Source organism: Candidatus Limnocylindrales bacterium, assembly GCA_035559535.1.
Lineage (GTDB): Bacteria > Moduliflexota > Moduliflexia > Moduliflexales > JAUQPW01 > JAUQPW01.
Genome location: DATMBG010000022.1, coordinates 284,837 through 310,247, shown reverse-complemented (window position 1 = coordinate 310,247; position 25,411 = coordinate 284,837). Strand labels below are relative to the sequence as shown.

Below are 25,411 nucleotides of genomic sequence, written 5' to 3'. Positions count from 1 at the left end.
TTATTTAAAACAAACCCCTGCCGGGCAGTGCTTCTGCAAATGCTCCTCATACTCAGAGTGGAAATACTCCAGAGAGCTGGATATAAGTCCAGGGGAAAAGCGCCCATAAGCGCACATGGAAGCCTCCCGCATATAGAAAGCAATTTCTTTGAGCTTCTGAAGATCACTTCGGACTCCTCTTCCCCGGCAGATTTTCTCCAGAAATCGAGATATCTGATAAGAGCCTTCCCGCCCCGGGGTACACTGACCACACTCTTCTTTAGCCGTAAAAAGAGCGTCTTGCCAGGTCTTATGAACCATACACGTGGTTTCCTCCAGGGCTACCAGAGATCCGATTCCCAAGCTAATACCTGATTTTTTCAGGGACACGTCGTCTAAAGGAGTCTGAAACAGACTCTCCGGCAGATAACCTCCCACATATCCCCCCACATGAACGGCTTTAATTTTCTTCCCGGGCAGGGCCCCACCCCCCATATCCAGCAGATCTTGAATCGAAATACCGACGGGAGCTTCTACGATCCCCCTCCGTTGAAGGCATCCGGATAAGGTCCAGCATCGAGTTCCCGGACTGTTCCCGGTACCCTGTTCACGAAACCAATCAACCCCTTTGACCACCAAAAGGGGTATGTTCAAGAGGGTTTCTACGTTGTGGATCAACGTAGGAAGATTCCACAGACCCTGGCTGGTTAAGGGAGGTGGGACCCTTCTAACCCCGGCTTTACCTTCCAGGAAAGTAACCAAAGAAGTTTCCTCTCCCGACAGGTAATCTCCTGGGGATAATCGAATCTCGATATCAAAAGAAAAGTTCGAGCCGAGAATTTCTTTCCCCAGGTAATTAAAGGCCCGTGCCTTCGTAAGGGCCAGTTCTAAGCGTTTTTTAGCCAGTTCATACCTGGGGTTCAGAAAGATAATCCCTTTTCCGGCTCCAACGGTATATCCGGCCAGGGTCATAGCCTCTATGACCCCCAGGGGATCACTTTCCAGTAACCTTCGATCCTTAAAGGAGGCCGGATCTCCTTCATGGGCATTACAGATGATATATTTTTCCTCTCCATCTGCAGCAGCCACGCGGGCCCATTTATCGGCCACATCTTCTCCAGACCCCCCACGACCCTTTAACTTAGATTCTTTAAGCAATTTCAACAGGTCCGGCGGCTTAGCTTCTCTGATGGTTTTAGAAAGACCTAGAAAACCTCCATGCAACAAAAAGTCGTCCAGGCTTTCAGGATCCATATGCCCACAACGTTCTGAGACGCGCCAGATCTGCTTTCGGAAAAAATCTAGATTTTTGAAGACCGGAACATGACCTAAAGGCTTTTTCCCGGGCTCCTCCAGTTGAGCTAAAACCAAATCCCGGGCAATACGCTTTTTTTCGATGTGCTCGGAAATCAAATACGGAACCCTGTCTTCACTTACCTGGGTGTAAAGAACGGTGGGGTATTTAGGATGAGAAATGGAAACCACAACTTCCTGGAAGCAATTTCCCAGACATCCCGTTATCGAAAGGCTTACATGGGAAAGATTTCGTCGTTGAAGTTCTATGAAAATAGCTCCCAATACCGAAGAAGCTCCTGCCTGTTGACCGCAAGTGCCCACTCCAACCCGAATCAAAGTTCCGGCTCCATACCGGAGTCGGGTGACAACCTCCTCACGCTGACGAATACAAGCCTCATCTGTATGACAGTGGGACAAAGGCCGTTGAGGTTGGCACTCTGTAAAAACCGGACAGCGTTGGAGTTCACTGTCCCAGCATTTTGAACAACATTTATCGGTAAGGGTTTTCACAATCAGCGTAATGACCGTTCATCTAACGTTCAACGTTCCATAGGGACGCTTACGTTATAAACTATGAGAAGCTTATGAAGCCGGACATGGGAAATATCTTGTAAAGAAGCCACATGTTTAGCCTCATCCAGGGTCAGAGATCCTGATTCCTTTTTTATCTTATTCAGAACCGGAAATAAATTTCCCTCGCTCCCCGGATGTCTTTCACCCCAAAATTTTAAAATCTGCTTTCAGAATACCTGAACTTTTGAGAAATATCTTCCTTTTATTTATAGCCGGCATTATCTACTGCCTGCGGGTTCCTTGTCAAGTTTTCTGTTTTCAAAATGACCTCCGTCCCGTACAAAAAGGAAACCAGTTTGTAGACTTGCGTGGCAGGAAGGTTTCGAACCCGACTGATAAATCGAATATCTTCAGGGGTGATAGAGCCTTGTCGGTCCAGAATGGTATAAAGTACCTCCGGTAAGGGTTGGTTCTTATCGGATAAAAGATCTTCCGAAAGGGTCTTAACAGAAAGCTCAGGTTTCGATTTAACCTCAGCGGCCTCCCCTTTATCCTCTTTGCTCATTTTCCTGTCCCTACTTCCTTTATAGAAGGAGATAAAATGCGCAAGTTGGGGGGTAGGTAGATCCAGTCTCCGGGCCAAATCTCTATATCGGGTTAAAGGGATTTGCTTCCCAGAATCCGTGACCAGGGGTAAGAGGTGGGAAGCAAGAAAACTTCGCGTCTTGTTCCTTGCTTCTTGCTTAGGGCCCGGCTTTGGTAAGTCAAAGGGATTTCTATCCAGGAAACTATCCCATCTCTCCATAAGATCTTGGGATTCCTTATGGGATTCTATCTCCAGAAGGTTTAATTTTCCTTTTCTTTCCTCTTCTTCTAAACGTTGAGAAAGCTGGAGATATTCCTGATCCCCAAATTGGGCTATTCTCGGGCTTTCAAGGGACTCAATGGGAGGGGAGATAGGATGAAACCGCTGATAGAAGGAGGTTATTTTACAAAGTTGGGTAACAGGCAGATCCAGGGATCTGGCAAGTATCTTGGCCTGCGTCGTCGAAAAAGGTATCTGCCGGTGGGTATAAATTTCTTCCAGGATCGAAGTTAACGGACCTTTATTAAATTTATGTCGAAGGGCTATCCGATCGAAGAGGCTGGGAGGTGACAACTGGATCCGGATAAATGAAAATAGAATCTTATTAAAATCGGGAAGCAGGATCATCTCATCGTCCTGTAAATAAATTCCCTTCAAAAGGTCTTCACCGAATCCGGCCAAAGGAATGGGAGGGAGGAGAGACTCTGTTGATATACGTTTGAAGTCTGAGAGGGATTCCACGAGTATTCCCGTAAGTCCCTGGGTTAATCTGGCTACAATCACCCGGGTATTGCGTGTTAAACCGGTAAAGTCTAATCCCAATCTTTTCCGTAGATCCACGAGAAGGATCAGGCTATTGCGAAATTCGAAGACCCCTTTAACAGGGGGTAGAGGTCTTGGTAATGGGCGCAGTTTAGGATAGAAGATAACCTCCTGGACTTCCTCAACGGAAATTCCAAAATCTACTCCACCGACTCTAAATTTAATGAGATTGAGTTCCATATGAGGCTCGCAGCTTTTCAAGGAGATTTTTCATATCTTGCGGTAGGGGTGCCACAAACTCCAGGGGGTGATCGGTTACCGGATGTTTAAAAGTGATACGTTTTGCATGGAGGGCCTGGCGCTGGATAAGGGCCTGATCTTTAGCACCTCTTCCATACAAAGGATCTCCTACCACAGGATGGTTCAGATATTTCATATGGACCCGGATTTGATGGGTACGTCCGGTGTGGATCTGGATTTTCACCAGCGAATAATTGGGAAATTCTTCAATCACTTCATAGGAAGTAACGGCCGGACGACCCTGCCGGGTAAAGACGGACATTTTCTTACGATCATGGGTATGCCGTCCGATCACTGTGGAAAGAGTCCCTTTTTTATCTTTAAAAATTCCATGAACAACGGCCAGATATTCCTTGATGATCTCCCGATTCTTCAGTTGGGTAGAAAGGCTTTGATGGGCCTGATCAGTTTTAGCTATCAGCATAACTCCGGAAGTATCTCGATCCAGTCGATGGACAATACCGGGTCTTTGGACCCCTCCGATCCCCGAAAGATTCTGGCAATGGGCCAGTAAGGCATGGACAAGGGTTCCTTTTGGGTGTCCAGGTGCCGGATGCACCACCAGGCCCGCCGGTTTGTTCAAAACGATAAGGGCTTCATCTTCATAGAGAATATCTAAAGGGATTTCTTCGGGAACGAGTTCCAGCGGTTCCGGTTCCGGCAGATCTACCTCAATCCAATCTCCTACCTGCACTTCGTAACTGGGCTTTACCGGACGGCCGTTCACCCGAACCCGCTCCTGTTTAATAAGTTTTGCAGCCTGGGATCGGGATAAAGATACATCGGACCGGTGGGCAAGGAAGGTATCCAACCGTTGATGGGCATCTGAATCGAGAACGCGAAGGGTAAAACTCTGTTTAATGGTCTGTGGTCTATGATCCGTGGTCCATGGGAGGTCCTATCAACCCTGGACCTCGGGCCATAGACAATATTCCCCTTAAAATACAATCGATTCGTGATACTCTCCAAACACTTCCCGTAAAGCATGGGAGATCTCTCCCAGGGTGGTATAGCATTTAACCGCATCCAGGATTGCAGGCATGAGGTTATCGGTTCCCTGGGCGACCTGTTTTAAACGGGTTAGAGCCGATTTAACCGCTTCATTATCTCGACGCTTCCGGAGCTCTTGAACCCGCCGCACCTGGGCTTTTTCCAACTCCGGATCGAGTTTGAGAATCTCAAAGGGTATCCGTTCTTCCATGACAAACTCATTAACCCCTACGATAATTTGTTCTTTATTTTCAATACTTTTTTGGTACTGGTAGGCACTTTCCTGGATTTCCCTCTGGACATATCCGGATTCGATGGCCCGGATCATACCTCCCAGCTCATCGATTTTATGAAGGTAGGCCCAGGCCCGTGTTTCAATTTCACAGGTAAGGGCTTCTATGGTGTAAGAACCGGCCAGGGGATCAACGGTATCCGCCACGCCTGTTTCATAAGCAATGATTTGTTGCGTTCTCAGGGCGATACGTACAGAGTCTTCGGTGGGAAGGGCCAAAGCTTCATCTCGGGAATTGGTATGGAGGGATTGGGCACCACCGAAAACAGCTGCCAGGGCCTGTAAAGCTACCCGTACTACATTATTATCTGGCTGCTGCGCCGTCAGAGAACTTCCGGCCGTTTGGGCATGGAATCGTAGCATCATGGACCTCGGATCTTGGGCTTTGAAACGCTCTTTCATAATCCTGGCCCACATCCTTCGAGCTGCCCGAAACTTGGCTACTTCTTCCAGGAAGTTATTGTGGACATTAAAGAAAAATGAGAGTTGAGGAGCAAAATCATCTACCGCCAGACCCGCTTTGAGAGCTGCTTCTACGTAAGCAATTCCGTTGGCTAAGGTAAAAGCAACTTCTTGAACTGCCGTGGCTCCGGCTTCCCGAATATGGTACCCGCTGATGCTGATGGTGTTCCAATTGGGAACGTGGTCTTTGGCAAAGGCAAAGATGTCGGTAATAATCCGCATGGAGGGTTCCGGGGGGTAAATATAGGTACCTCGGGCAATATATTCTTTCAGTAAATCGTTCTGAATCGTTCCCCGCAGTTTTTCCGAGGGAACCCCCTGCTTTTCTGCTACGGCGATATACATAGCTAAAAGAATAGCTGCTGTGGAGTTGATGGTCATAGAAGTGCTGACCTTATCTAAAGGGATTCCCTTCAATAAAATTTCCATATCTTCCAGAGAATCAATAGCTACCCCGACTTTTCCCACTTCTCCAAAAGCCCGAGGATCATCAGAATCATATCCCATCTGGGTGGGAAGATCGAAAGCGATACTTAATCCGGTCTGGCCCTGTTCCAGCAGATACCGGTAACGTTTATTGGACTCCTCTGCCGTGGCAAATCCGGCATATTGCCGCATGGTCCAGAGCCGTCCCCGGTACATGGTCGGCTGAACGCCTCGGGTAAAAGGGTAACTGCCGGGGAAGTTTAGATTTTCCAGATAGTCCAGATCCTGGATATCTTCCGGGGTAAAAACCCGCTTCATTTCAATCCCGGAGGGAGTCTTAAATTCTTTTTTCCTTTCAGGCGTCTGTGCGAGTTTCTTGGATAGGTTAGTTTCCCAGGTTTCTTTAGCTTTTTTAAGTTCATTTAACTTGATGAGGTCGTACATGGATCTCATTTCTGGATGTCCGCCCCTTCAGACGTATCTTCGAGCCCCAACGCCCAAAAACCCGCCTGCCGAAGGTGGCCATCCCCGGTCAGGATTTCTGATAAATCCTGCAATTTATAAAGGCAGCTTAAAGTGTCTCGGCAGAAGACCCTTCCTGCCCTCCTTCTGAAATAAAAGCATCTGCTTCGATCTCCACCAGCATCTCCGGAGCAATTAATCGGCTTACTTCTACCATACTGGTAGCCGGTCGAATTTCACGGAAGAATTCTCCATGGGCTTTCCCGATTTTCTCCCAATCCTGGATATTGACCACATAAATCCGGGTACGAACCACATCCTTTAAGCCGGCTCCGGCCTGGCGTAGAGCTGATTCAATATTTCGAAGGGCCTGGACGGTCTGGGCGTAAGGATCCCCCAGGCCTATGATTCGACCGGTTTCATCGGTGGCGGTCGTTCCCGATATGTGGACAAAGGGCCCTATCCGGACGGCCCGGGAATATCCTACTATCGGTTCCCAAGGAGTTCCCGTTGATATGTTTTTTCTCTCCATATTCTCTCCCTATGATTTTATTGAAAAAGCTGTCTGATTTCCCCTCCCCCCGGCCCCTCTCCCACAGCGTGGGAGAGGGGAGCCGGCAAATCCCCAGATCAACTCCCTAATCCCCCCTAACCCCCCCCACCTCCTCTCCACAAGTGGAGAGGGTGAGGGGGAGGTTAGAGGGGCCGGGGGTGAGGGCCGTTTAAAAGTCAAGTAAAACTAAGTAAACAAAGCCCTATGTCTATCAGTTCATCTTTTATAGAGTTCCATTCGGTGGCCTCCAGAAATCCAAGAGATACTCAAACGTTGTCCCCATAGTAATATAATTGCTCGGCCAACCGAATATACCTATCTTGTTCACAATATTCGTTTTATCCCAAATGATGATATTCCTGAGTTCATACCCTCGCTTTCGTAACTCTTCAATGAGAGCAACGTGAAGGGTGATACGCCGATCTTCCCACCACATGTCCGGGACGTTGATAACGCAATGCGCCTTGGGTCTGAGCAAAGGCAGCAAGGCTTCGAAAATGTCCCCCATAGCTTTCGTATACTCTTCAAGGGGCATGGTGCCTAAGTCCCGCGGATCTTGTGAGTACTGTTCGATCCTTCCAAACTGTTCATTGCGTCGGTCACGTCTGGATTTATTGAGGCGTTTTCTATTTAATAGATTAGCATAAGGTGGAGAGGTCCAAATCAGACTGACCGTTTCGGGGTTCAGGTAGGCCGGGATGTTTCTTGCATCATCTTGAACGGCTAATTGTTGAGCACGGTTGAACAAATTACCAGAAGCCAGGCGTTCAATGCAAAGATTAATATACTTTTCTTGGAGGTCAAAGCCTATGGCATTTCGATTCAAATCTCTTGCCGTCACAAGGGTCGTACCACTTCCTACGAATGGGTCGAGGACAAGTTCACCTTCGTGTGTAAAGAGACCGATGACCCTTTTGGAAAGGGCAATCGGGAATGTCGCCGGATGGACGTTTTTGTCACGAATATCCCCACCCTCATAAAAGAATTGCCAAATCCCAAGCTGGCATTTGATCCACTCCTTTGCCGTCAGGCAGTTTATATGATTGGATGGGCACAAGCAGGTTCTTGTACAGCCAATGGGGATCTTGGAACGATAAAGACCTTGAGATTCCCTTATGACAAGCGGCAAGGCCAAGGTCATGTTCTCCTTCCTCATCGAAATTGCCTCCCTTATCTCCTGTTCCCCTCGCCCTTGCTTAGGGGAAGGAAAATCAGGAGGTGAAGAAGCTGTGTAACCGTCCTACAGCCTGACAAGGATTATGGGACCTCTTCTTTTATTTTTTCCCATATTTTGAGGCGCCTGTCAACAAAAATGGATGTCGGGTAACTATACCAATTTAGTAGGTGTCACTTTTTCTGTCTGAACACCCCCCATCCCCCCTCCAGTTAACAGGCCGCTGCCACGGAGCTTGAAAAAATTCTGAATGATTGAATCCCCCGATTTACATCGGAGGCTACCGACAGTTCGCCCCTGAGGGGCTTTTCAGCTTGACCTGGCGTGTAGGGGAGGTAAAGGGAATTCTTCTTTTGCCTGTTAAAAAGGACCCGGGTATATCTCGTTTCAATCCCTGTAGTCCTTTTACACGGACAACGATTAAAACTCTTGACAGTCCTCAGGGCTGTGGGTATCCTTTAGAATATGAAAATAGCTATTGGAAGTGACCATGCAGGCTTTGAGCTCAAAGAAGAAATTAAAGCTTATCTTAAAGAGCTGGGAGGTCATGAAGTTATCGACCATGGAACTTATGATACCCGGTCGGTAGATTATCCCGATTTCGGGATTAAAGTGGCCCGGTCTGTTGCCAGAAAAGAGGTAGATCGGGGTATTCTCATTTGTGGAACGGGAATCGGTATGTCCATTGTCGCCGGAAGGTTAAAGGGGGTTCGGGCAGCCCTTTGTCAGGACCTCTATACAGCCCGCATGAGCCGGGAACATAACGATGCCAATATTTTGATTATGGGGGGTCGGGTGGTGGGTAAAGGATTGGCCCGGGAGATGGTAAAAATCTGGCTGAGTACGGAATTTGAAGGCGGGCGACATTCTAAAAGGTTAGAAAAAATTGAAAAACTTATAGAAGAAAATATGTGATGATCTGTTGTCTGTAGTCCGGGATTCGTTGTAAGGCAGGTGACCGATCCCTTGCTCCTACAATGAAAAACGGACAATGGACAAGAGATAAGGGATAGAGATGAAATTTTTAAGGGAAGTTGATCCGGAGATTGCAACGGCTATAGAGCGGGAAATCGAAAGACAGCGTACGAAACTGGAGTTGATAGCATCGGAAAACTTTACGAGCCCGGCGGTATTGGAGGCCCAGGGATCCATTATGACCAATAAATATGCAGAGGGTTACCCGGGGAAACGATATTACGGGGGATGTGAGTTTGTGGACATAGCCGAAAGTTTGGCCATTCAGCGTGCCAAGCAACTCTTCGGAGCCGATCATGTGAACGTACAACCCCACTCGGGATCTCAAGCTAACATGGAAGTCTATTTTGCCGTATTAAAACCCGGCGATACCATTCTGGGGATGAACTTATCCCACGGTGGGCATTTGACCCATGGGAGTCCGGTTAACTTTTCGGGAAAATATTTCCAGGTGGTTTTTTACGGAGTGGATAAGGAAACCGAACAGATCGATTTCAAGCAGGTTCGCGATCTGGCCAGGGAGTATAGACCCAGGCTGATCGTTGTAGGGGCCAGTGCTTATCCCCGAATCATCGATTTTGCAAAATTCCGGGAAATCGCCGATGAAGTTGGAGCCTATGTAATGGCGGATATTGCCCATATCGCCGGACTAATTGTAGGTAAGATGCATCCAAGTCCTATCCCCTATTCGGAATTTGTTACTACAACGACCCATAAAACCCTTCGAGGTCCCCGGGGTGGGATGATTCTCTGCAAACAGGAATTTGCCCAGATCATCGATAAAAATGTTTTTCCTGGAATGCAGGGAGGACCCTTAATGCATGTCATTGCGGCCAAGGCCGTGGCTTTGAAAGAAGCCATGACCGAGGAGTTCCGCAAATATCAAGAGCAGATTGTAAAAAATGCCAAGGCTATGGCCGAAGAGCTCAAGCGGCATGGATTTCGACTCGTCTCCGGAGGTACCGATAATCATCTGATGTTGGTCAATCTGACCAATAAAAATCTAACCGGTAAGGAGGCAGAAAAGGCTTTAGACCAGGCGGGAATTACGGTTAATAAAAATACGGTACCCTTTGAAACCCAGAGCCCCTTCGTAACCAGTGGTATTCGGATCGGAACCCCCGCTATCACCACGCGAGGCATGAAAGAAGCAGAATGTATCCAGATCGCAAGATGGATTGCTGCTGTGCTTCAGGATGTTACCAACGTGGATCTGCAAAAGAGAGTCGCCGGGGAGGTCCGAGAATTGTGTTCCCAGTTTCCTCTATATCCAGAATTTAACAAAGGATAAAGGCGGTAGGGGCGTGTGGAAGTAGGGGAGCATGGAAGTATGGGAGTATGGAAGTGTGGGAGTGCGGGGGTATGGAAGTGTGGAAAGTAAAGTGTTCATACCCCCATACTCCCACACTTCCCCACGCCTATACTCCTTACGCTAAATAGGAAGGTTAGGTTATGGCTATACGTGTTGCCATCAACGGGTTCGGAAGAATCGGACGTAATTTCTTTCGTGCCTCTTACGATCATGAAAAGATCGATTTTGTAGCCGTTAATGATATCACTGATGCGAAGACCTTAGCCCATCTTCTTAAATATGATTCGGTCCATGGAAAATTTAAAGGTCAGGTAGAAGCTAAGGAGAATAGTCTGATCGTTAACGGAAAAGAAATTAAAGTTACGGCCATAAAAAACCCGGCCGAACTTCCATGGAAAGATCTCGGAGTGGATATTGTGGTGGAATCTACCGGATTATTCACAAAAAGAGAGGATGCTGCCAAACACCTCACAGCCGGTGCGAAAAAAGTGATTATTTCAGCTCCCGCTAAGGACCCGGATATTACCGTGGTAATGGGAGTTAACGAAAAGAGCTATGACGCCAGGAAACATCATATTATTTCCAATGCTTCCTGTACCACCAACTGTCTGGCTCCCATTGCAAAAGTTCTCCTGGATAATTTTGGAATTGAAAAGGGTTTTATGACCACCACCCATTCCTATACCAACGATCAGCAGATTCTGGATCTTCCCCATAAAGATTTACGACGGGCCCGGGCGGCTGCTCTTTCCATGATACCCACGACAACCGGAGCGGCCATTGCCGTATCCCTTGTTCTGCCCCAACTAAAGGGTAAAATGGACGGAATAGCCATTCGGGTACCTACTCCCAATGTTTCCCTAGTAGACCTGGTCGCGCAGGTCGGTCGAAATGTTACGGTGGAAGAGGTTAACGAAGCTTTACAGAAAGCTGCAGAGACGGATATGAAAGGAATTCTTGCCTTCTCCAAGGAACCCCTGGTTTCGGTGGATTATAACGGGGATCCCCATTCTTCGATTGTAGATGGTCCTTCCACCAATGTTATTGGAGGGAATATGGTGAAAATTCTTTCCTGGTACGATAACGAATGGGGGTATTCCTGTAGAATCCGGGATCTTTTACTCTATATTGCCCAGTAGAAAGCTCGGAAGTTATGGATTTTATCCATGAAGGACTAGGGAAAGTAATGGGGGTATGGGAGTGTGGGAGTGTGGGGGTATGGGAGTATGAACACTTTACTTTCCACACTCCCATACCCCCACACTCCCACACTCCCACACTTCTATACTTTGATCAGTCCGCTTCGTAGGAGGTTGCGTTAGAAAAATCCTCAGGTTCAAAGCTGTAACCACAAAATTCTTTAGGCTCGGTTCCCTTTTTAAAAGCCTGAAGGACCATATTTCCTTCGCAGGCTCCGTTGGCTAACAGGCCGGATACTGCATCCATCTTGACAACTCTGACACTATCTGGAATGGGAAAATCCTCAACCGGTTCTTCGGCCAGAGCTTCTTTCATGAAGGCGATCCAGATAGGAAGGGCGGCTTTTCCTCCGGTTTCATCTTTGCCCAGCTTTTTCTTTTCGTCAAACCCGACCCAGACCCCTGCGACAAGGTTTGGAGAAAAACCGATAAACCAGGCATCGGTATAATCGTTGGTGGTTCCGGTCTTACCGGCCAGAGGTCGATTAAGAACTTTGGCTTTTTTAGCCGTCCCTCTTTCAATAACTCCTTTCAGCATAGAAACCATGATGGCAGCGGTAGATTCGGAGAGAACTTCTTGGGCCCTTCCCATATTTTCCTCGATAACTTTACCGTTCCGATCGGTAATTTTGGTTATAAAGATGGGTTCCATCAAGATACCCTGGTTGGCGAAAATGCTGTAGGCTGAGACCATTTCCAACAGAGTTACTTCAGAACTGCCCAGAGCGAGGGAAGGATAAGGACTTAAAACACTGGTGATGCCCATTCTTCGGGCTGTATCGATCACATGACGGATCCCCACCTTCATCAAGAGCTTGGCGGCGACGACATTTCGGGATTGTTCCAGGGCCACCCGAAGCGTGGTAGGTCCGTAGTATCGGTGGGTATAATTTTCTGGCTGCCATTCCTTACCGGTTTGAGGATCAGTAAGAACAAAGGGGGAGTCTTCAATTTTAGAGGCGGGCGTATATCCTTTTTCGATGGCGGTTGTATAGATAAAAGGCTTAAAGGCCGAGCCCGGTTGCCGTAGGGCCTGCGTCGCCCGGTTGAACTTGCTTTCATAAAAATCATAACCTCCGACCATGGCCTTAATAGCACCCGTCCTGGGATCTAAGGCCAATAAAGCACCCTCCACCAGAGGTTCTTGATCATAAGCCAGAATAAATTCACCGGTTTTCTCATCTTTTCCCACGACTTTGACCAGAATGAGATCGTTGGGTTTAAGAACAGCTTCCAAGGTTCTACCCGTCCAAGCTATTCGTTCCCGGGGTAGTGAACCCACGTAATTCCCCATTTGAACCGTTGCTTTCTTAGGCGTGACGTCTTTTACGATTCCGTGAAGAACCTGATTTATCTCGGGAGGTGAAGCCCATTCCTCTTCCCGGATTTTCTCCAGCTCCGCCTTCAATTCCTCCTCCGTTTTATCCCGCTTGAGGGGTCTGAACCCCTGCCGTTTATCCAGATCCCGAAGTCCTTGTTGTAGAGCTTTCACTGCGGCTTCCTGCATTTTTAAGTTGAGGGTGGTATAAACGTTGAGTCCACTTCGATGAACCGCCTGGCTCTCGTACTTATCCTCCAGATACTGACGAACGTATTCCACAAAGTAAGGAGCTTTATTGATTTGCTTTTGAACAGGTCCTACTCTCTGCTTGAAAGGTTCTTCCGCAGCCTTTCTGGCTTCTTCCTCTGAGATTTTCCCTTCTTTAACCATCCAGTCAAGGACTTGTTTTCGTCGCTGTTTGGCCCGTTCTGGATAAAGGATGGGGGAGTAATACCTGGGAGATCTCGGAAGACCCGCCAACATGGCACATTCTGCAAGGGTTAAGTCTTTAACGCTTTTGTTAAAATAAGTTTGTGCGGCCGCTTCTACCCCATAGGCCCCGTGACCATAGTAGATTTGGTTAAAATAAAGACGAAGAATCTCCTCTTTGGAGTACCTCTTTTCGATTTGAAGGGCCAGCAATATTTCTTTAATTTTCCGTTCAAGCCTTTTTTCGGGGGTTAAAAACAAAACCCGGGCCAATTGCTGGGTAATGGTGCTGGCGCCTTCTTTAGACTTACCGGATTTAAGGTTGGCGAGGGCTGCCCGGGCAATTCCGTAAAAGTCAATACCGTGATGTTGATAAAATCTCCGATCTTCCTTGGCAATGGTGGCATTGATCAGGTTCTTAGGAATATCGGCATAATTGACTAAAATACGCCTTTCTTCAAAAAATTCTCCGATTAACTCCCCTTCTTCGGAATATACCCTGGTAATAAGACTTGGCTCGAACTCCTCGAGCTTTGATATGGGAGGTAAATCTTGTAAATAAAGATAGAGCATACCTCCCGCCGCCCCTGCACCTATAGAGAGGAAAATAGAAAAGACAATCAGAAATTTGCGGATCATCGGCCCGGGCATAAGGTGAAATTATCATCGGGACTCAAAATTGTAAAGCTAAATCTTACCGGACAAATAAATTTAATTCCCTAGATTTTGGAATGCAAGAACTTGACAGGATAAAAATACCAACTTAATGTATGATGTGTACCCTAAAATAGCTTTACAGAGGTAGCACCAATCTATTACTCTATCGGGGCGTAGCGCAGCCTGGCTAGCGCACTGGCATGGGGGGCCAGTGGTCGGAGGTTCAAATCCTCTCGCCCCGACTCTTACTTTTAGGACCGGATAGATTAAAAAAAAGGATAAAATGATCGGGTTATCCATTGTAGATTTTGAAAAAGCACGGAAACGTATGGTGGAGGAGCAGCTTATACAGAGAGGAATTCAAGATGCCCGAGTCCTTGCGGCAATGACCAAAGTCCCCAGGCATTTGTTTGTAGAGGAGGCACTTCAAGATCGGGCCTATGATGATTACCCCCTTCCTATAGGAGAAAACCAGACGATTTCCCAACCTTATATGGTGGGAGTCATGACCCAGGCTTTGAAGATAGATCCCGAAGACCGCATTTTAGAAATCGGGACTGGTTCTGCCTATCAGACGGCTGTTCTGGCAGAACTGGCTTATCAGGTTTTTTCCATAGAACGTCTCCCCTCTCTGGCTACAAAGGCCTGGAAAATTTTGGATTATTTAAGATACTATAACGTTCTTATTAAGGTTGGCGATGGAACCCTGGGTTGGAAAGAACATGCCCCTTATAACGGGATCATCGTTACGGCCAGTGCTCCAAACCTCCCGAAACCCCTTCTGGAACAATTGGTCGATGGGGGTCGACTGGTTATTCCCATTGGAAATAAATTATTACAACACCTGAAGGTTTTTACAAAAAAAGGCGATACCTTCGAAGTCCAGAAGATTTGCCAATGTACCTTTGTAAAACTGCTCGGAAAGTACGGCTGGGAAACGTAGAATACCGGTCAAATAAATAGAGTACTGGTTGTTTTCAAAAAGTATCGGGGCGTGGCGCAGTCTGGTTTAGCGCGCTTGCTTCGGGAGCAAGAAGTCGGAGGTTCAAATCCTCTCGCCCCGATTCCCTTTTTTTAATCCCATCTCTTTCCTCAGTGAGAGGCTATCAGGTATCCAATAGAAATACTGACAAGTACAATAGTACTCCCCATCAAAAGACCGAGAACAACGGCTACAAACTCTTTCATGACCTATCCCTCCTTTTTTCTCAAAGTCTTTCTACAATGGCGTCTCCCACTTCCCAGGTTTTTGCACTTCCCCCGATATCTGGAGTTCGGACTTTTCCTTCGGCCAGAACCCGGGTAACGGCTTCCTCAATTTTCTGGGCGGCCTCAAGGGCCTGAGCATCTCGATGCCGGGAACCCAGCCACTCCAGCATCATACTCCCGGATAAGATGGTTGCAAGGGGGTTGGCAATTCCTTTTCCGGCCAGGGTCGGGGCCGTTCCATGGGAGGGTTGAAAAACCGCGTGATGGTCGCCGATATCTCCAGAAGGGGCCATACCCATGCCGCCTACGGTGCTGGCAGCCAGGTCCGAAATGATATCCCCGAACATATTTTCAGTGACGATAACATCGTAGTGTTCAGGTATCTGGTTCATCCAGAGAACCATGGCATCAATGTAGGCATAATCTCGATCTATATCCGGATAATCTCTGGCAACTTCATGATAGATTTTTCGGAAAAAGGCATAGCTTTTAAGAACATTGGCCTTATCCACGCAGGTTACTCGCTTTCTCCCATCCTTAGGTGCCCCTTTTCGCTTTTTCGCCAATTCAAAGGCATATCGGATAATCCGTTCGGTCCCCTTACGGGTCAAAACCATGGTATCGGTGGTTACTTCCCCTCTTAAAAGGTTTCCACCTCCCCGGGAAGCGTACAATCCTTCCGTGTTTTCTCTTAAAATGACATAATCGATGTCCCCTGCAGTTCGACCTTTAAGAACGGAGTCAATACCCGGATACAATTTAATGGGACGGACCCCGGCATAAAGATCCAGATCGAAGCGAAGTTTCAAGACGACCTCTCCGGCTATTTCTGTCCCGTCCGGCATGAGAACATCGGGATAACCAACGGCTCCCAAATAAATTGCATCGGCTTCTATACAGGCTTTGTAAGCTTCCTTTGGGAAAGGAATTCCGGTTTCCCGATAGCAGTCGGCTCCGGCCTTATAGCGGGTAAATTTCAAACTTAATCCAGGAATACGGCGCTGAACAGCCTCTATCACTTTAATTCCTTCGTTAATAACTTCAGGACCAATTCCATCTCCGGGAATTACGGCGATTTGATAGTTCATAGCTTTTAAATAACGGCCTTTCACCCTCCAGGGTTTAATAGAAAGCCATACTGGCGAAGCTGACGACCGATTGCGTTACAGGATCTATGATGGTCTGATCATATTTAAGGAGCTTACCCTGGGAGGCATCCAGGGAAGCCAATAAGGCATAAATCGGAGCCACTCCGCAAATTCTACGCTTGTTATGATCTTTGTGAATAGATTGAAAAAATCCTTCCAGGCTTAGCTGTTCGATCTGCTGAAGCATAGAAAGGTCTTCCCGGGCAATGTATTTACGGAAAGCCTGGGAAGGTGCTTCAGGGTCTCCGTAACGGGGACCAATGTGACTCAGATCGGCTCCGGCGATCATGCAAACTTTAGAAGACCGGGCTGTGATGACCTCCCGGAGAGCTTGAATAAAATCCTTCACTTCCGGAACCGTCATGGGATTAACCCCGGTTACAATGAGTTCATGGAGGGAACCACAGAGGATGGGGAGGATTTTGATGGGTCGGCGGTTCCGGTAAAGATAGCGAAGGAACACAACCTGGAATTCAACCGAGTGTTCGGTTTTATGATTTAATTCGTCTTGATAAAGGTCGTAGGGATATTTTTTTTCCAATTCCTGGATGAACTCTTTATCGGTTTCCACGGTTCCCAGAGGGGTTTCAAAATCCTTCGTGGTAAGGGTAAAAAACCCCCTGGTTGGGTTATGGGCCGTACCAAAGATGATAAAAAGATCGGCTTCTGAGCAGGTCTGGATTTCTTGATAGGCCCAGGCAAAACAGGGTCCCCCGTTTCGAAGATCCACATGGGGAGCTATGACCCCTTTGAGGGTTCTTGAAGGTTTAGTCTCCGGGATGGGGCCGGGCCCCTCCGGAGAGGTAAAAAAGCTGAGTAGTTGATTCTCCAAACGAACGGGATCCGCTTCGTAACTCTTTCCGGCCAGGGCCGCCGGACGATACGTTAACTGCCTGAATTCATTCTCTAATTTCTTGCGATGGGCCTCAAATCGCTCACTCTCCAGCAGTAAGTGATTATCCAACTCGTTAATCAACGCCACAATGTTTTCCTTATAGAGAAGTTCCCCATAGCGGCGCATGTATTCTACCTGAATATCCCGAATGGAGTGCTGACCATCAAAAAAAGCCATTAAGGTAAAAAGGGGATAGGAAACAAAAAAAACTTTTTCACAAAAACCTGCAGGGTCTTGAATACAAATCAGGTTTTGCCCTTCATGCTCTACGGGGAATGCATTAATGTAACGCAGTTTTGGATAATCCATGAACTACGTAGGCTGTAAAACGTAACAGGTAAAACGTAATGGTAACACCTGCTTAGAGTTCCTTAAATAACCGGTCATTTTTTATCTATTACGCATTACCCATTACGTTTTATTGATCTACCATAGCTTCAATTTACCTTCGAGAATCTCTCCTTTTCGCTCGATGGTTTCTGTCGGGAGCGAACAGGCTCCGCTGACCTTAATCACCAGCTCATCGTCTTTATTATATTCGGCCGTGCATTTGATGGTGAAACTGGAACGATTCAAGGTTTTGGTTACATTATCAACAATTTTAGGTACTAACTCACTGGCCGTTTCAAAAATTAACTCCAATACTTTGTGATTGTCACTTCCTTCTTCACCCTTTTTAAAGGATACAACTCCTGACATAGCTGTCTAGGGTCCGTTATCTAGTAAGCCATGGAGACTTCACATATCTGGAAGCGAATATTTACTGTGCCTTTCTCCATGGCCCGACAGCAACGGACAACTGAGGGTTAGTTATCCAAACAAATCATCTGCGATTTGATCATAATTAACCGATTGGGACTTTTTATCCGGTGCCCCTTTACTTATTCCGATGATACGATCCGAATAAAGCTTACTCAAAATTTTGAGCGTCTTGAGATCTTCAAAGGGACTGTGGTGAATAATATCCTGGAGGGTATCCGATTCATTAACGACTTTTAGAATCTTTGCCTCATCTGGTGTGATCTTTTCTTGACCCGTAACCGAGATAACCTCCACGTAAGCCGTCAGGGAAGGGAATTGTTCCATAAACCGCTTATATTCTTCTAAAATATCCAGACCTTCGAAGAAGATACTTTCCAGGGATTTTTGAACGTTACGACCCTTTAGGGTAACCCCGGTGTCAAAGCGAAATTTTCCTTCTCGCCAGGTTAGGAGCCGGTAGACGGCACTCTCCCCTTTGAGACGCTCGACCGTCGCATAGGTAATGTTTCCATTCTGGATGTAAACTTCCCCTTTACGATCCTCCCAGGCAACCAGAAGCCTTCCTTCCTTCCGGCTTAGTACCAGAATTTGAATGACTTCCCCAATATTAATCTCTTTCAGGTTACCCTCTAAAGCCGCTGTAGGTTCCGGGGATGGGATTGCTTGGGTAGCTTCTTCTTCCTCTTCTTCTACCGGACCGATGACCTTCTGCTTGTAGAACCGGGCTACGATCTGAAGGGTAATTCCATCATCCAGGGGACATGTCTCGATAAGGCGTAGAAGGGTCGGCTGACGGTTGGCTATACTCAAAATCTTCATCTCCTGGGAGTTTAAGGACTTAAGCTGGCTCAGGGATAACGTCTCGATCCGTGTTTCTAAAGAGGGAAGCTGGGTAAGCAGGTGTTTGTATTGATCCAGACGTCGAGAGCATTCGATGAGAAGGGTCTCCGTGGGAGTATGGATGTTTTGTTCTATTAAGATGGTCTGGGGATCAAATAAAAATTGTCCCTTATGCCAGAGGAGGAGCCGGTATACCGCCTTTTCCCCTTTTAAATTTCCGGTCACTGCATGGACCACATGACCTTGCGTAAAGTAAAGAAAGCCCTTTCGCTCTCCATACGTGACCAGAAGTTTACCACTCTTTCCCATCAGGGAGAGGCCTCTTAAAATCTCATCGATCCTTATTTTCTCCAGACATCCTTTAAACACAACCCCATCTTCCACTGTTATGGGAAGTTCTGCAGGTGCACTTTCCGGTTCCTGGACTTTAACAGACGGTTTAGAATTCGATTTTTGCAGTTCCTGGGTAATATGGAGAAGATCTTTGACCTTGCCTACAATCTCCTCCATGTTCATATCTTCCACAATGTGATCTCGAGAACGGGGGGTAAAGGAGATTTTTTCCCCCCAGGGATTCAATAAAATAAAAGGAATGTCCGCGGTTTCAGGATTACTCCCGACCCTGTGATAAAGTTCGGCTCCCAGTTCCGTAAGATCTAACACCACCAGATCGAACTTCTTTCTTTCCAGGTAAGAAAGACTATCGGGGATATTATCGGAAATGGAAACTGAAAACCCCTCTTCCTCCAGATGGATGTTCAGTAAACCGACCACACTGGGATCTGTTCCAACTATGAGGATATTATGATCCAGCATAGAACTCCTGATTAAGGTTATAAATTATAATAGGCGTAAACAAGACGAAGATCAAGAAAAAAATATTCTCAAACGGTTAAACGAAAGTAAACTCCCTTCGGCTGAGGGAACAAAACAATAATATCCCTACCACGATATAACTCACCATAATGGAAGTCCCTCCATAACTTACGAAAGGTAAGGTGATCCCGGTCATCAAGCTAAAATTGATAACCCCACCGATATTAATCATGGCTTGGACAAAAATAATCAAAGTACATCCCAAGGCAAGGATAAGTCGAAGTTCAGCCCATTTAGCATTCCAGGTATAATCTTTACGGTTTGCAAAGGCAATTCGGATCCCCAAAAGACAAAAACCAATATAAGCCAGGATGATCAAGAAACCACCCAACAGGCCTAATTCATGGGTCATTAAGGTAAAAATAAAGTCATGCTGAACCTCAGAAGGAAAAAATTCAGGATGTCCAGCCCCCAGGCCTGTTCCCCAGAGCCCTCCCTCTTTAATGGCCCATAAAGAACGAACAATTTGCTCACCCTTTGTGTGCAACCAGGGATTTTGCCAGATATTGATCCGATCCACAATAATCGAAGCGTATTTTGGTATAACGGCATTGATAACCGAGGAGAAAGTATTATACACGTAAATAATCAGGGTAAAAAGACTTATGATGAAAGCAACCTCAAATATCCGAGATGTTCCGACAAAGAACATGGCCATCAACACCAACGAATAGAGCATCAAAGGTCCAAAATCCTTTTGGAGAACATAACCAGCAAAAGGTAAAGATAAGGTTATTAGGGGAAAGATAAGAAATCCTAACCGTTGGCGAAGAGGTGTTTCCCATCCTCCGATCTTTTCTCGATATTTAACCAAATGATAGGTAAGGTAAAAAATAAACGTAACTTTAACAAACTCACTGGGTTGAAACTGAACCCCACTTAAAGTGATCCGCATGCCTGTTCCAAAGATAATGGGAATTGTCAATAAAATAAGCGTGATAATGAGCCAGAAGTGATAAGACACAAAGTTATTAAATATCAGGTGGTTAATGATCCAGCCCAGGACTAGATCCAGTTTGGGGGGTTTTAACAAGGCAAAGCTATCCCTGTGTACATCGACCTGAAGGGTTACCTTAAGGGTCCAGGTGGTTAAAACCATAAAAAAAAGTCCAACCGCCGAAAATAAAGCCTGTTTGCTGAACTCTTTTTGCGTGTTCAGATGAGAAAAATAACTCAAGCGATAGAGTAAGAGAAGTCCGGTTCCGTTGAGTAAAGTTATCAGGGGAAAAAGTGCATAATTCCGGTAATTGACCTGGTGAAGCATGAAAATAAATGCAAACAAATAAGAAATCAGGTACAGTTCAAAGTAACGATTCAGTTGGAAGTTATCTCTGACCAGGGGGTAGAAACCTATAAACAGTGTAAACCAGACCAGAATCGATAATAAAATAAATTTAAGCCGGGAAATCCAACGGGCCTGACCGAAGAATATAATAAAGCTAAAGAAAAAAATACTTATCAGAGTCAGGCTATAACTTCCCAGAAAAAAGCTATGGAACGAGCTTGGAATAGACTCCAAATTTAGCATGCAAATTCTTTCCTTCTTCCCTGTTCTCAGCTCCAGGCAGGGCCCCGGGTTGTTGACTTAAGAATGTGAAAAAGAGTTGAATCCTTCCGGTTATCCTCTGTGAGGTTCCGGCCTGGAAACAAGGTGTGGATGAATTTGATTTTTACCCCTGGATTTTCCTTATAAAAATAGGTTTTGTCAATGGGAATTTCGTATTCACCTTGAAGATTTTTTTAGGAGAGTTTCAAGAATTTTTGCAACTTTTTTATTTTGGCAACGTCTTCCTTGTTTGGAGAGATAAATCTCAATGGATGGTATACTCCTTGCGGGTTGGAAATAATCGCTTATATTAATATAGGAATTAGAAGTTAGAGAAGCCAAGGGTTAAAAGGATCCAGTTGGGCTAAGGCTTTTCTAGCATCTAAGATAAAGGAGATGAGATAACATGAAAAAGCCAGGTTTAATTTTACTGGTTATAGGTCTTTTGTTGTGGACGGCGGGTTGTGCCGGGTATCGAACGGAAACCGGAGCTGCCATAGGTGCTGGGGCTGGAGCTCTGGCTGGACAGGCCATTGGCCATGATACACAGAGTACTTTAATCGGTACGGCATTAGGTGGGTTAACCGGGGCTGTGATCGGAAATGCCATGGATAAATATGATCAGCAAAGATACGGTCAATACGGTAATCCAACTTTAGGTTATTCTACTTACAACCCCGGGGCTGGTTATTGGGTCACAGTTCCTGGTCAGTGGGTTAATGGTCAGTGGATTCCCCAACATCAGGTATGGGTACCCGCCAATCCGCGATAAAATTTCCGACGCGGGGATATAAGTCATAAACAATGCGAGGACATGGAGACGAGGAAATAACCTCCCTGTCCCCGTATTCTCGTGTATCTAATATCCTGCCTCTTTGTATTACCAGCCCTGGCTGAATCGATCTTCTGTCCAGGGATCGGCTGTATTACTATACCCTCTAACTTCCCAGTAACCCGGTTCATCTTCCTGGAGGAAGCGAACCCCGCGAACCCATTTGGTAGATTTCCAGGCATACCTTTTAGGAACCACCAATCGAAGGGGGCCTCCATGTTCAGGGGCTAGGGGCTGACCGTCGTGTTTGTAAGCAAACAGAACGTCCTCATCCATCAAAACCTCCAGGGGAAGATTGGCAGTATAACCCCTCCCATCATCGGTCACAACATACCGGGCTTCCGGTTTCGGCTTAACCAGATCTGCAAGATATCTGAAACTAACCCCTTCCCAAACGTTATCGAAGCGACTCCAGGTCGTTACACAATGGAAATCGCTGATAATAGTTACTTTGGGAAGTTGAAGAAACTCACTCCAGGTCAGTCGTATTGGGTTTTCTACAAGTCCGGTAACCCGGAAATCCCAGGTTTTTTCATCGAAGGTTGGAATAGAACCTACATGAAGTACAGGAAATTTCTCCGTAACCGTTTGGCCCGGAGGTATTCGTTTGGGATCTGTGGTTTTTCGAGACATAGTCTTTCACAGGTAATCTACTACAAAAGTACGAAGAACCTATTTTCCAGGATTCAACTCTTCTTTACTTTGTAGCTTCTATAGGGAATCGGCCATTCAGGGGAATCCTTTCAGTTTTTACAATTTCTGATAGGTTGACTTACTTATCTGTCGTTGGATATTTAGAATCCTTACACCGGTCAAGTCGGTTATCTCCTCAATAATCCTAAGATACCGTAGAATGTCAGGTCCCGGTTAAGCTCTGCAATGGCTTCGGTTAAAGGGATATTTTTCGGACAGGCTTTCACACAATTTTGATCGTTACTACAATTGACAATACCATCGGGTCCCATAATAGCTTCCCATCGTTCTGCTTGGTTCATTTGTCCGGTTGGGTGGGTATTAAATAACCGGACCTGTCCCAATGCAGCCGGGCCCATAAATTCAGATAAGGGATTTACCTGTGGACAGACCTCCAGGCAACAGCCACAGGTCATGCATCGGGAAAAGTCATAGGCTTTACGCCGTTCAGATTCGGCCATTCTGGGACCCGGTCCCAAATCATAGGTCCCATCAATGGGAATCCAGCCTTTTATTTTTTTTAGACTCTCGAACATGCGGCTCCGGTCCACCAGCAGGTCCCGAATAACCGGGAATTTGGTCATGGGTGCCAGGACAATGGGTTGATAGAGTTTATCGATCAGAGTCGAACAGGCCTGTCTGACCTGACCGTTAATGATCATCGAACAGGCCCCGCAGACTTCTTCCAAACAATTACAATCCCAGACAACCGGCGTTGTCTTCTGTCCTTGCCGGGTAACCGGATTTTTCTGAATATCTTGCAGGGCTATGATCACGTTCATATTGGGTCGATAAGGAATTTCAAATTCCTCCCAATAGGGTGCCTCCTCAGGTCTCCTTTGCCGTTTAATTTTTAGATATACCGTCTTTGTCTCCATGCACGATGGATTATTATCTGGTTAGGGTTAAGGGGGAATAGGGTTAATACTTCCTCGGTCTCGGTTTAATTAACGACACATCCACCGGCTCATAACTTAATTCAGGTCCATGGGGAGTGAAGCGGGCCTTGGTAGTTTTGAGCCAGTTTTCGTCATCCCGGTTGGGGAATTCAGGTTTATAATGGGCCCCCCGGCTTTCGTTACGGGCCAGTGCACTGATGGTAATGGCACGGGCGAGTTGAAGCATATTGTATAACTGACGTGCAAAGGGAAGGGAAGGATTTGCCCAGTTCCCGCGATCGTTTAATCCGATTTTTTTATATCGATCCAGGAGTTCCTGGAGTTTATGATCGGTTTCTTGAAGGTTCTTGTTATAGCGAATAACGGTTACATGCTGGGTCATCCACTCTCCCATTTCTTTGTGGATTTGATAAGGATTTTCAGGGCCATCGGCAGAACGGAGGAGCTGATCGTTTATTTGCTGCTGACGTTTCAGTTCACGCTCAAATACCGTAGAGGAAACACTTTCTACTCCGGATTGTAATCCGGTTGTATATTCCACCACGGATCTTCCGATGATCATTCCCCCGTAAAAGCAGGATAAAAGGGAATTAGCTCCTAATCGATTGGCTCCATGATATTGATATTCACATTCCCCTACGGCAAAGAGTCCCGGGATATTTGTCATCTGATTATAATCCACCCAGAGCCCGCCCATGGAGTAATGCATACCGGGAAAAATCTTCATGGGGACCTTCCGGGGGTCTTCTCCCATAAATTTCTGGTAGATTTCCACCACTCCTCCCAGTCTCGTCTCGATAAGCTGGGGATCCAGATGGGTGATATCCAGGTAAACCAGATTTTTTCCCTGGATCCCCAGCTTTAACTCGTAACAGACCTTATAAATAGCCCGGGAGGCAATGTCTCGAGGAACCAGATTTTTGTACTCTGGGTGCCATTCCTCCAGGAAATACCAGGGTTTTCCATCTTTATACGTCCATAACCGTCCCCCTTCGCTCCGAACGGATTCTGAAATGAGACGGAGTTTATCCTCTCCAGGGATGGTCGAAGGATGGATCTGGATGAACTCACCGTTTGCATAATAGGCCCCTTGTTGATAAACGGCACTGGCAGCACTCCCATTGCAAATGATGGAATTGGTACTCTTACCAAAAATATACCCGATCCCTCCGGTGGCCAGCACAACTGCATCTGCCGGAAAAGTTCGAACTTCCAGGGTCGTTAAGTTCATGGCACAGAGCCCTCGACAAATTCCCGCTTCATCGATGACAGCGGATAGGAAATCCCAACCCTCATATTTTTTAATCAGTCCGGCTGCCTCATACCGGCGCACCTGCTCGTCCAAAGCATATAAAAGCTGCTGACCGGTGGTCGTACCTGCAAAAGCTGCCCGATTGTATTTAGTCCCACCAAATCGACGCATATCGATCAAACCTTCCGGGGTTCGGTTGAACATAACCCCCATGCGGTCCAGCAGATCGATAATTCCCGGGCCTGCTTCGCACATCCCTTTGACTGGAGGCTGATTAGCTAAAAAATCCCCTCCATAGATGGTATCCTCAAAATGCTGCCAGGGAGAATCTCCCTCCCCTTTGATATTTTTGGCGGCATTGATCCCTCCTTGGGCACACACCGAATGGGAACGTTTAACCGGTACAAGGGAAAAAAGACTCAAGGCATATCCTTTCTCGGCCAGCTTAATGGCAGACATAAGGCCGGCCAGGCCACCCCCTACAATAGCTATCTTAGGATTTTTCATCTTCCGTTTTTCCGGCTCCAAAGTCACCAAACCCCCAAAACCCGGAAGGTATCACCCCGGTCCCTCCTCGAGATCAAAAGAACCTGAAACCTTTTCTGTCACCTGCCCGGTCTTTGCAGGGATTTGTGACTTTGTCACTTACGGTCTTATCCTTAGGGTCCGGTGTACCTCTGTTCAGGTGGATAAATCTTTATGAATTATATGAAGCCCAAAGGGGGAAAGTCAACTTTTATTTTCTCTGGAAACAACCTTTTCTAATAGAAA

General features: G+C 46.6%; 20 protein-coding genes and 2 tRNA genes. 7 read left to right on the top strand and 15 right to left on the bottom strand.

Annotation, left to right across the window (positions count from 1 at the left end; all coding sequences use genetic code 11):
• The 6 genes from VNM22_08095 to VNM22_08070 form a co-directional block, all read right to left on the bottom strand.
• The gene (locus VNM22_08095) at positions 1-1,785 is read right to left on the bottom strand and encodes an NADH-ubiquinone oxidoreductase-F iron-sulfur binding region domain-containing protein (GenBank protein ID HWP47110.1); all 1,785 of its coding nucleotides are present in this window, start codon (positions 1,783-1,785) and stop codon (positions 1-3) included.
• A gap of 265 nt (positions 1,786-2,050) precedes the next feature.
• Positions 2,051-3,376, bottom strand: coding sequence for a chemotaxis protein CheW (locus VNM22_08090; GenBank protein ID HWP47109.1), 1,326 nt, complete (start codon positions 3,374-3,376; stop codon positions 2,051-2,053).
• The gene (locus VNM22_08085) at positions 3,357-4,247 is read right to left on the bottom strand and encodes an RluA family pseudouridine synthase (protein HWP47108.1); all 891 of its coding nucleotides are present in this window, start codon (positions 4,245-4,247) and stop codon (positions 3,357-3,359) included. The genes VNM22_08090 and VNM22_08085 overlap by 20 nt, the downstream gene beginning before the upstream one ends.
• A gap of 126 nt (positions 4,248-4,373) precedes the next feature.
• Positions 4,374-6,050, bottom strand: a complete 1,677-nt coding sequence (locus VNM22_08080) for a methylmalonyl-CoA mutase family protein (GenBank protein ID HWP47107.1) — start codon at positions 6,048-6,050, stop codon at positions 4,374-4,376.
• A gap of 127 nt (positions 6,051-6,177) precedes the next feature.
• Positions 6,178-6,600 carry a RidA family protein gene (locus VNM22_08075; GenBank protein ID HWP47106.1) on the bottom strand — a complete coding sequence of 141 codons (423 nt, stop codon included), beginning with the start codon at positions 6,598-6,600 and terminating at the stop codon, positions 6,178-6,180.
• A 244-nt stretch (positions 6,601-6,844) separates the two neighbouring features.
• Positions 6,845-7,777: a DNA methyltransferase gene (locus tag VNM22_08070; GenBank protein ID HWP47105.1), complete on the bottom strand. Its 933-nt coding sequence runs from the start codon at positions 7,775-7,777 to the stop codon at positions 6,845-6,847.
• A 483-nt stretch (positions 7,778-8,260) separates the two neighbouring features.
• Between VNM22_08070 and rpiB the strand changes: the two genes are divergently transcribed.
• From rpiB to gap, 3 genes are all read left to right on the top strand, one after another.
• Positions 8,261-8,710, top strand: a complete 450-nt coding sequence (gene rpiB, locus VNM22_08065; protein HWP47104.1) for a ribose 5-phosphate isomerase B — start codon at positions 8,261-8,263, stop codon at positions 8,708-8,710.
• 100 nt (positions 8,711-8,810) lie between these two features.
• Entirely contained in the window at positions 8,811-10,061 is a 1,251-nt protein-coding gene (gene glyA / locus VNM22_08060; protein ID HWP47103.1) for a serine hydroxymethyltransferase, read from the top strand.
• 161 nt (positions 10,062-10,222) lie between these two features.
• Complete coding sequence (gap, locus tag VNM22_08055; protein HWP47102.1) at positions 10,223-11,221, top strand: type I glyceraldehyde-3-phosphate dehydrogenase; 999 nt, start codon at positions 10,223-10,225, stop codon at positions 11,219-11,221.
• A gap of 154 nt (positions 11,222-11,375) precedes the next feature.
• Here gap and VNM22_08050 read toward each other — a convergent pair whose 3' ends face one another.
• Positions 11,376-13,682, bottom strand: a complete 2,307-nt coding sequence (locus VNM22_08050) for a PBP1A family penicillin-binding protein (protein ID HWP47101.1) — start codon at positions 13,680-13,682, stop codon at positions 11,376-11,378.
• Between the two features lie 173 nt (positions 13,683-13,855).
• Between VNM22_08050 and VNM22_08045 the strand changes: the two genes are divergently transcribed.
• The 3 genes from VNM22_08045 (at position 13,856) to VNM22_08035 (ending at position 14,752) form a co-directional block, all read left to right on the top strand.
• Positions 13,856-13,930: transfer RNA gene (locus VNM22_08045), tRNA-Pro, on the top strand.
• Positions 13,931-13,971: 41 nt separating this feature from the next.
• Positions 13,972-14,631, top strand: a complete 660-nt coding sequence (locus tag VNM22_08040; protein ID HWP47100.1) for a protein-L-isoaspartate(D-aspartate) O-methyltransferase — start codon at positions 13,972-13,974, stop codon at positions 14,629-14,631.
• A 45-nt stretch (positions 14,632-14,676) separates the two neighbouring features.
• A tRNA-Pro gene (locus VNM22_08035) sits at positions 14,677-14,752 on the top strand.
• A 144-nt stretch (positions 14,753-14,896) separates the two neighbouring features.
• Here VNM22_08035 and VNM22_08030 read toward each other — a convergent pair.
• From VNM22_08030 to VNM22_08010, 5 genes are all read right to left on the bottom strand, one after another.
• Entirely contained in the window at positions 14,897-16,009 is a 1,113-nt protein-coding gene (locus tag VNM22_08030) for an isocitrate/isopropylmalate dehydrogenase family protein (protein ID HWP47099.1), read from the bottom strand.
• A 10-nt stretch (positions 16,010-16,019) separates the two neighbouring features.
• Positions 16,020-17,249, bottom strand: coding sequence for an AmmeMemoRadiSam system protein B (gene amrB / locus VNM22_08025; GenBank protein HWP47098.1), 1,230 nt, complete (start codon positions 17,247-17,249; stop codon positions 16,020-16,022).
• A gap of 117 nt (positions 17,250-17,366) precedes the next feature.
• Positions 17,367-17,639 (bottom strand): hypothetical protein, encoded by a 273-nt coding sequence (locus tag VNM22_08020; GenBank protein HWP47097.1) that lies wholly within the window; start codon positions 17,637-17,639, stop codon positions 17,367-17,369.
• 111 nt (positions 17,640-17,750) lie between these two features.
• Complete coding sequence (locus VNM22_08015) at positions 17,751-19,358, bottom strand: DUF4388 domain-containing protein (protein HWP47096.1); 1,608 nt, start codon at positions 19,356-19,358, stop codon at positions 17,751-17,753.
• Between the two features lie 76 nt (positions 19,359-19,434).
• Positions 19,435-20,946, bottom strand: a complete 1,512-nt coding sequence (locus tag VNM22_08010; protein HWP47095.1) for an FtsW/RodA/SpoVE family cell cycle protein — start codon at positions 20,944-20,946, stop codon at positions 19,435-19,437.
• Positions 20,947-21,370: 424 nt separating this feature from the next.
• On the opposite strand from VNM22_08010, the gene VNM22_08005 reads away from it, so the two are divergent.
• Positions 21,371-21,736, top strand: coding sequence for a glycine zipper domain-containing protein (locus VNM22_08005; protein HWP47094.1), 366 nt, complete (start codon positions 21,371-21,373; stop codon positions 21,734-21,736).
• A 108-nt stretch (positions 21,737-21,844) separates the two neighbouring features.
• Here VNM22_08005 and VNM22_08000 read toward each other — a convergent pair whose 3' ends face one another.
• The 3 genes from VNM22_08000 to sdhA form a co-directional block, all read right to left on the bottom strand.
• On the bottom strand, positions 21,845-22,429 hold the full coding sequence (locus tag VNM22_08000; GenBank protein ID HWP47093.1) for a sulfite oxidase-like oxidoreductase: 585 nt from the start codon (positions 22,427-22,429) through the stop codon (positions 21,845-21,847).
• 188 nt (positions 22,430-22,617) lie between these two features.
• Positions 22,618-23,367 (bottom strand): succinate dehydrogenase iron-sulfur subunit, encoded by a 750-nt coding sequence (gene sdhB, locus VNM22_07995; GenBank protein ID HWP47092.1) that lies wholly within the window; start codon positions 23,365-23,367, stop codon positions 22,618-22,620.
• Between the two features lie 43 nt (positions 23,368-23,410).
• Positions 23,411-25,147 carry a succinate dehydrogenase flavoprotein subunit gene (sdhA, locus tag VNM22_07990; GenBank protein HWP47091.1) on the bottom strand — a complete coding sequence of 579 codons (1,737 nt, stop codon included), beginning with the start codon at positions 25,145-25,147 and terminating at the stop codon, positions 23,411-23,413.
• Positions 25,148-25,411 lie beyond the last annotated feature (264 nt).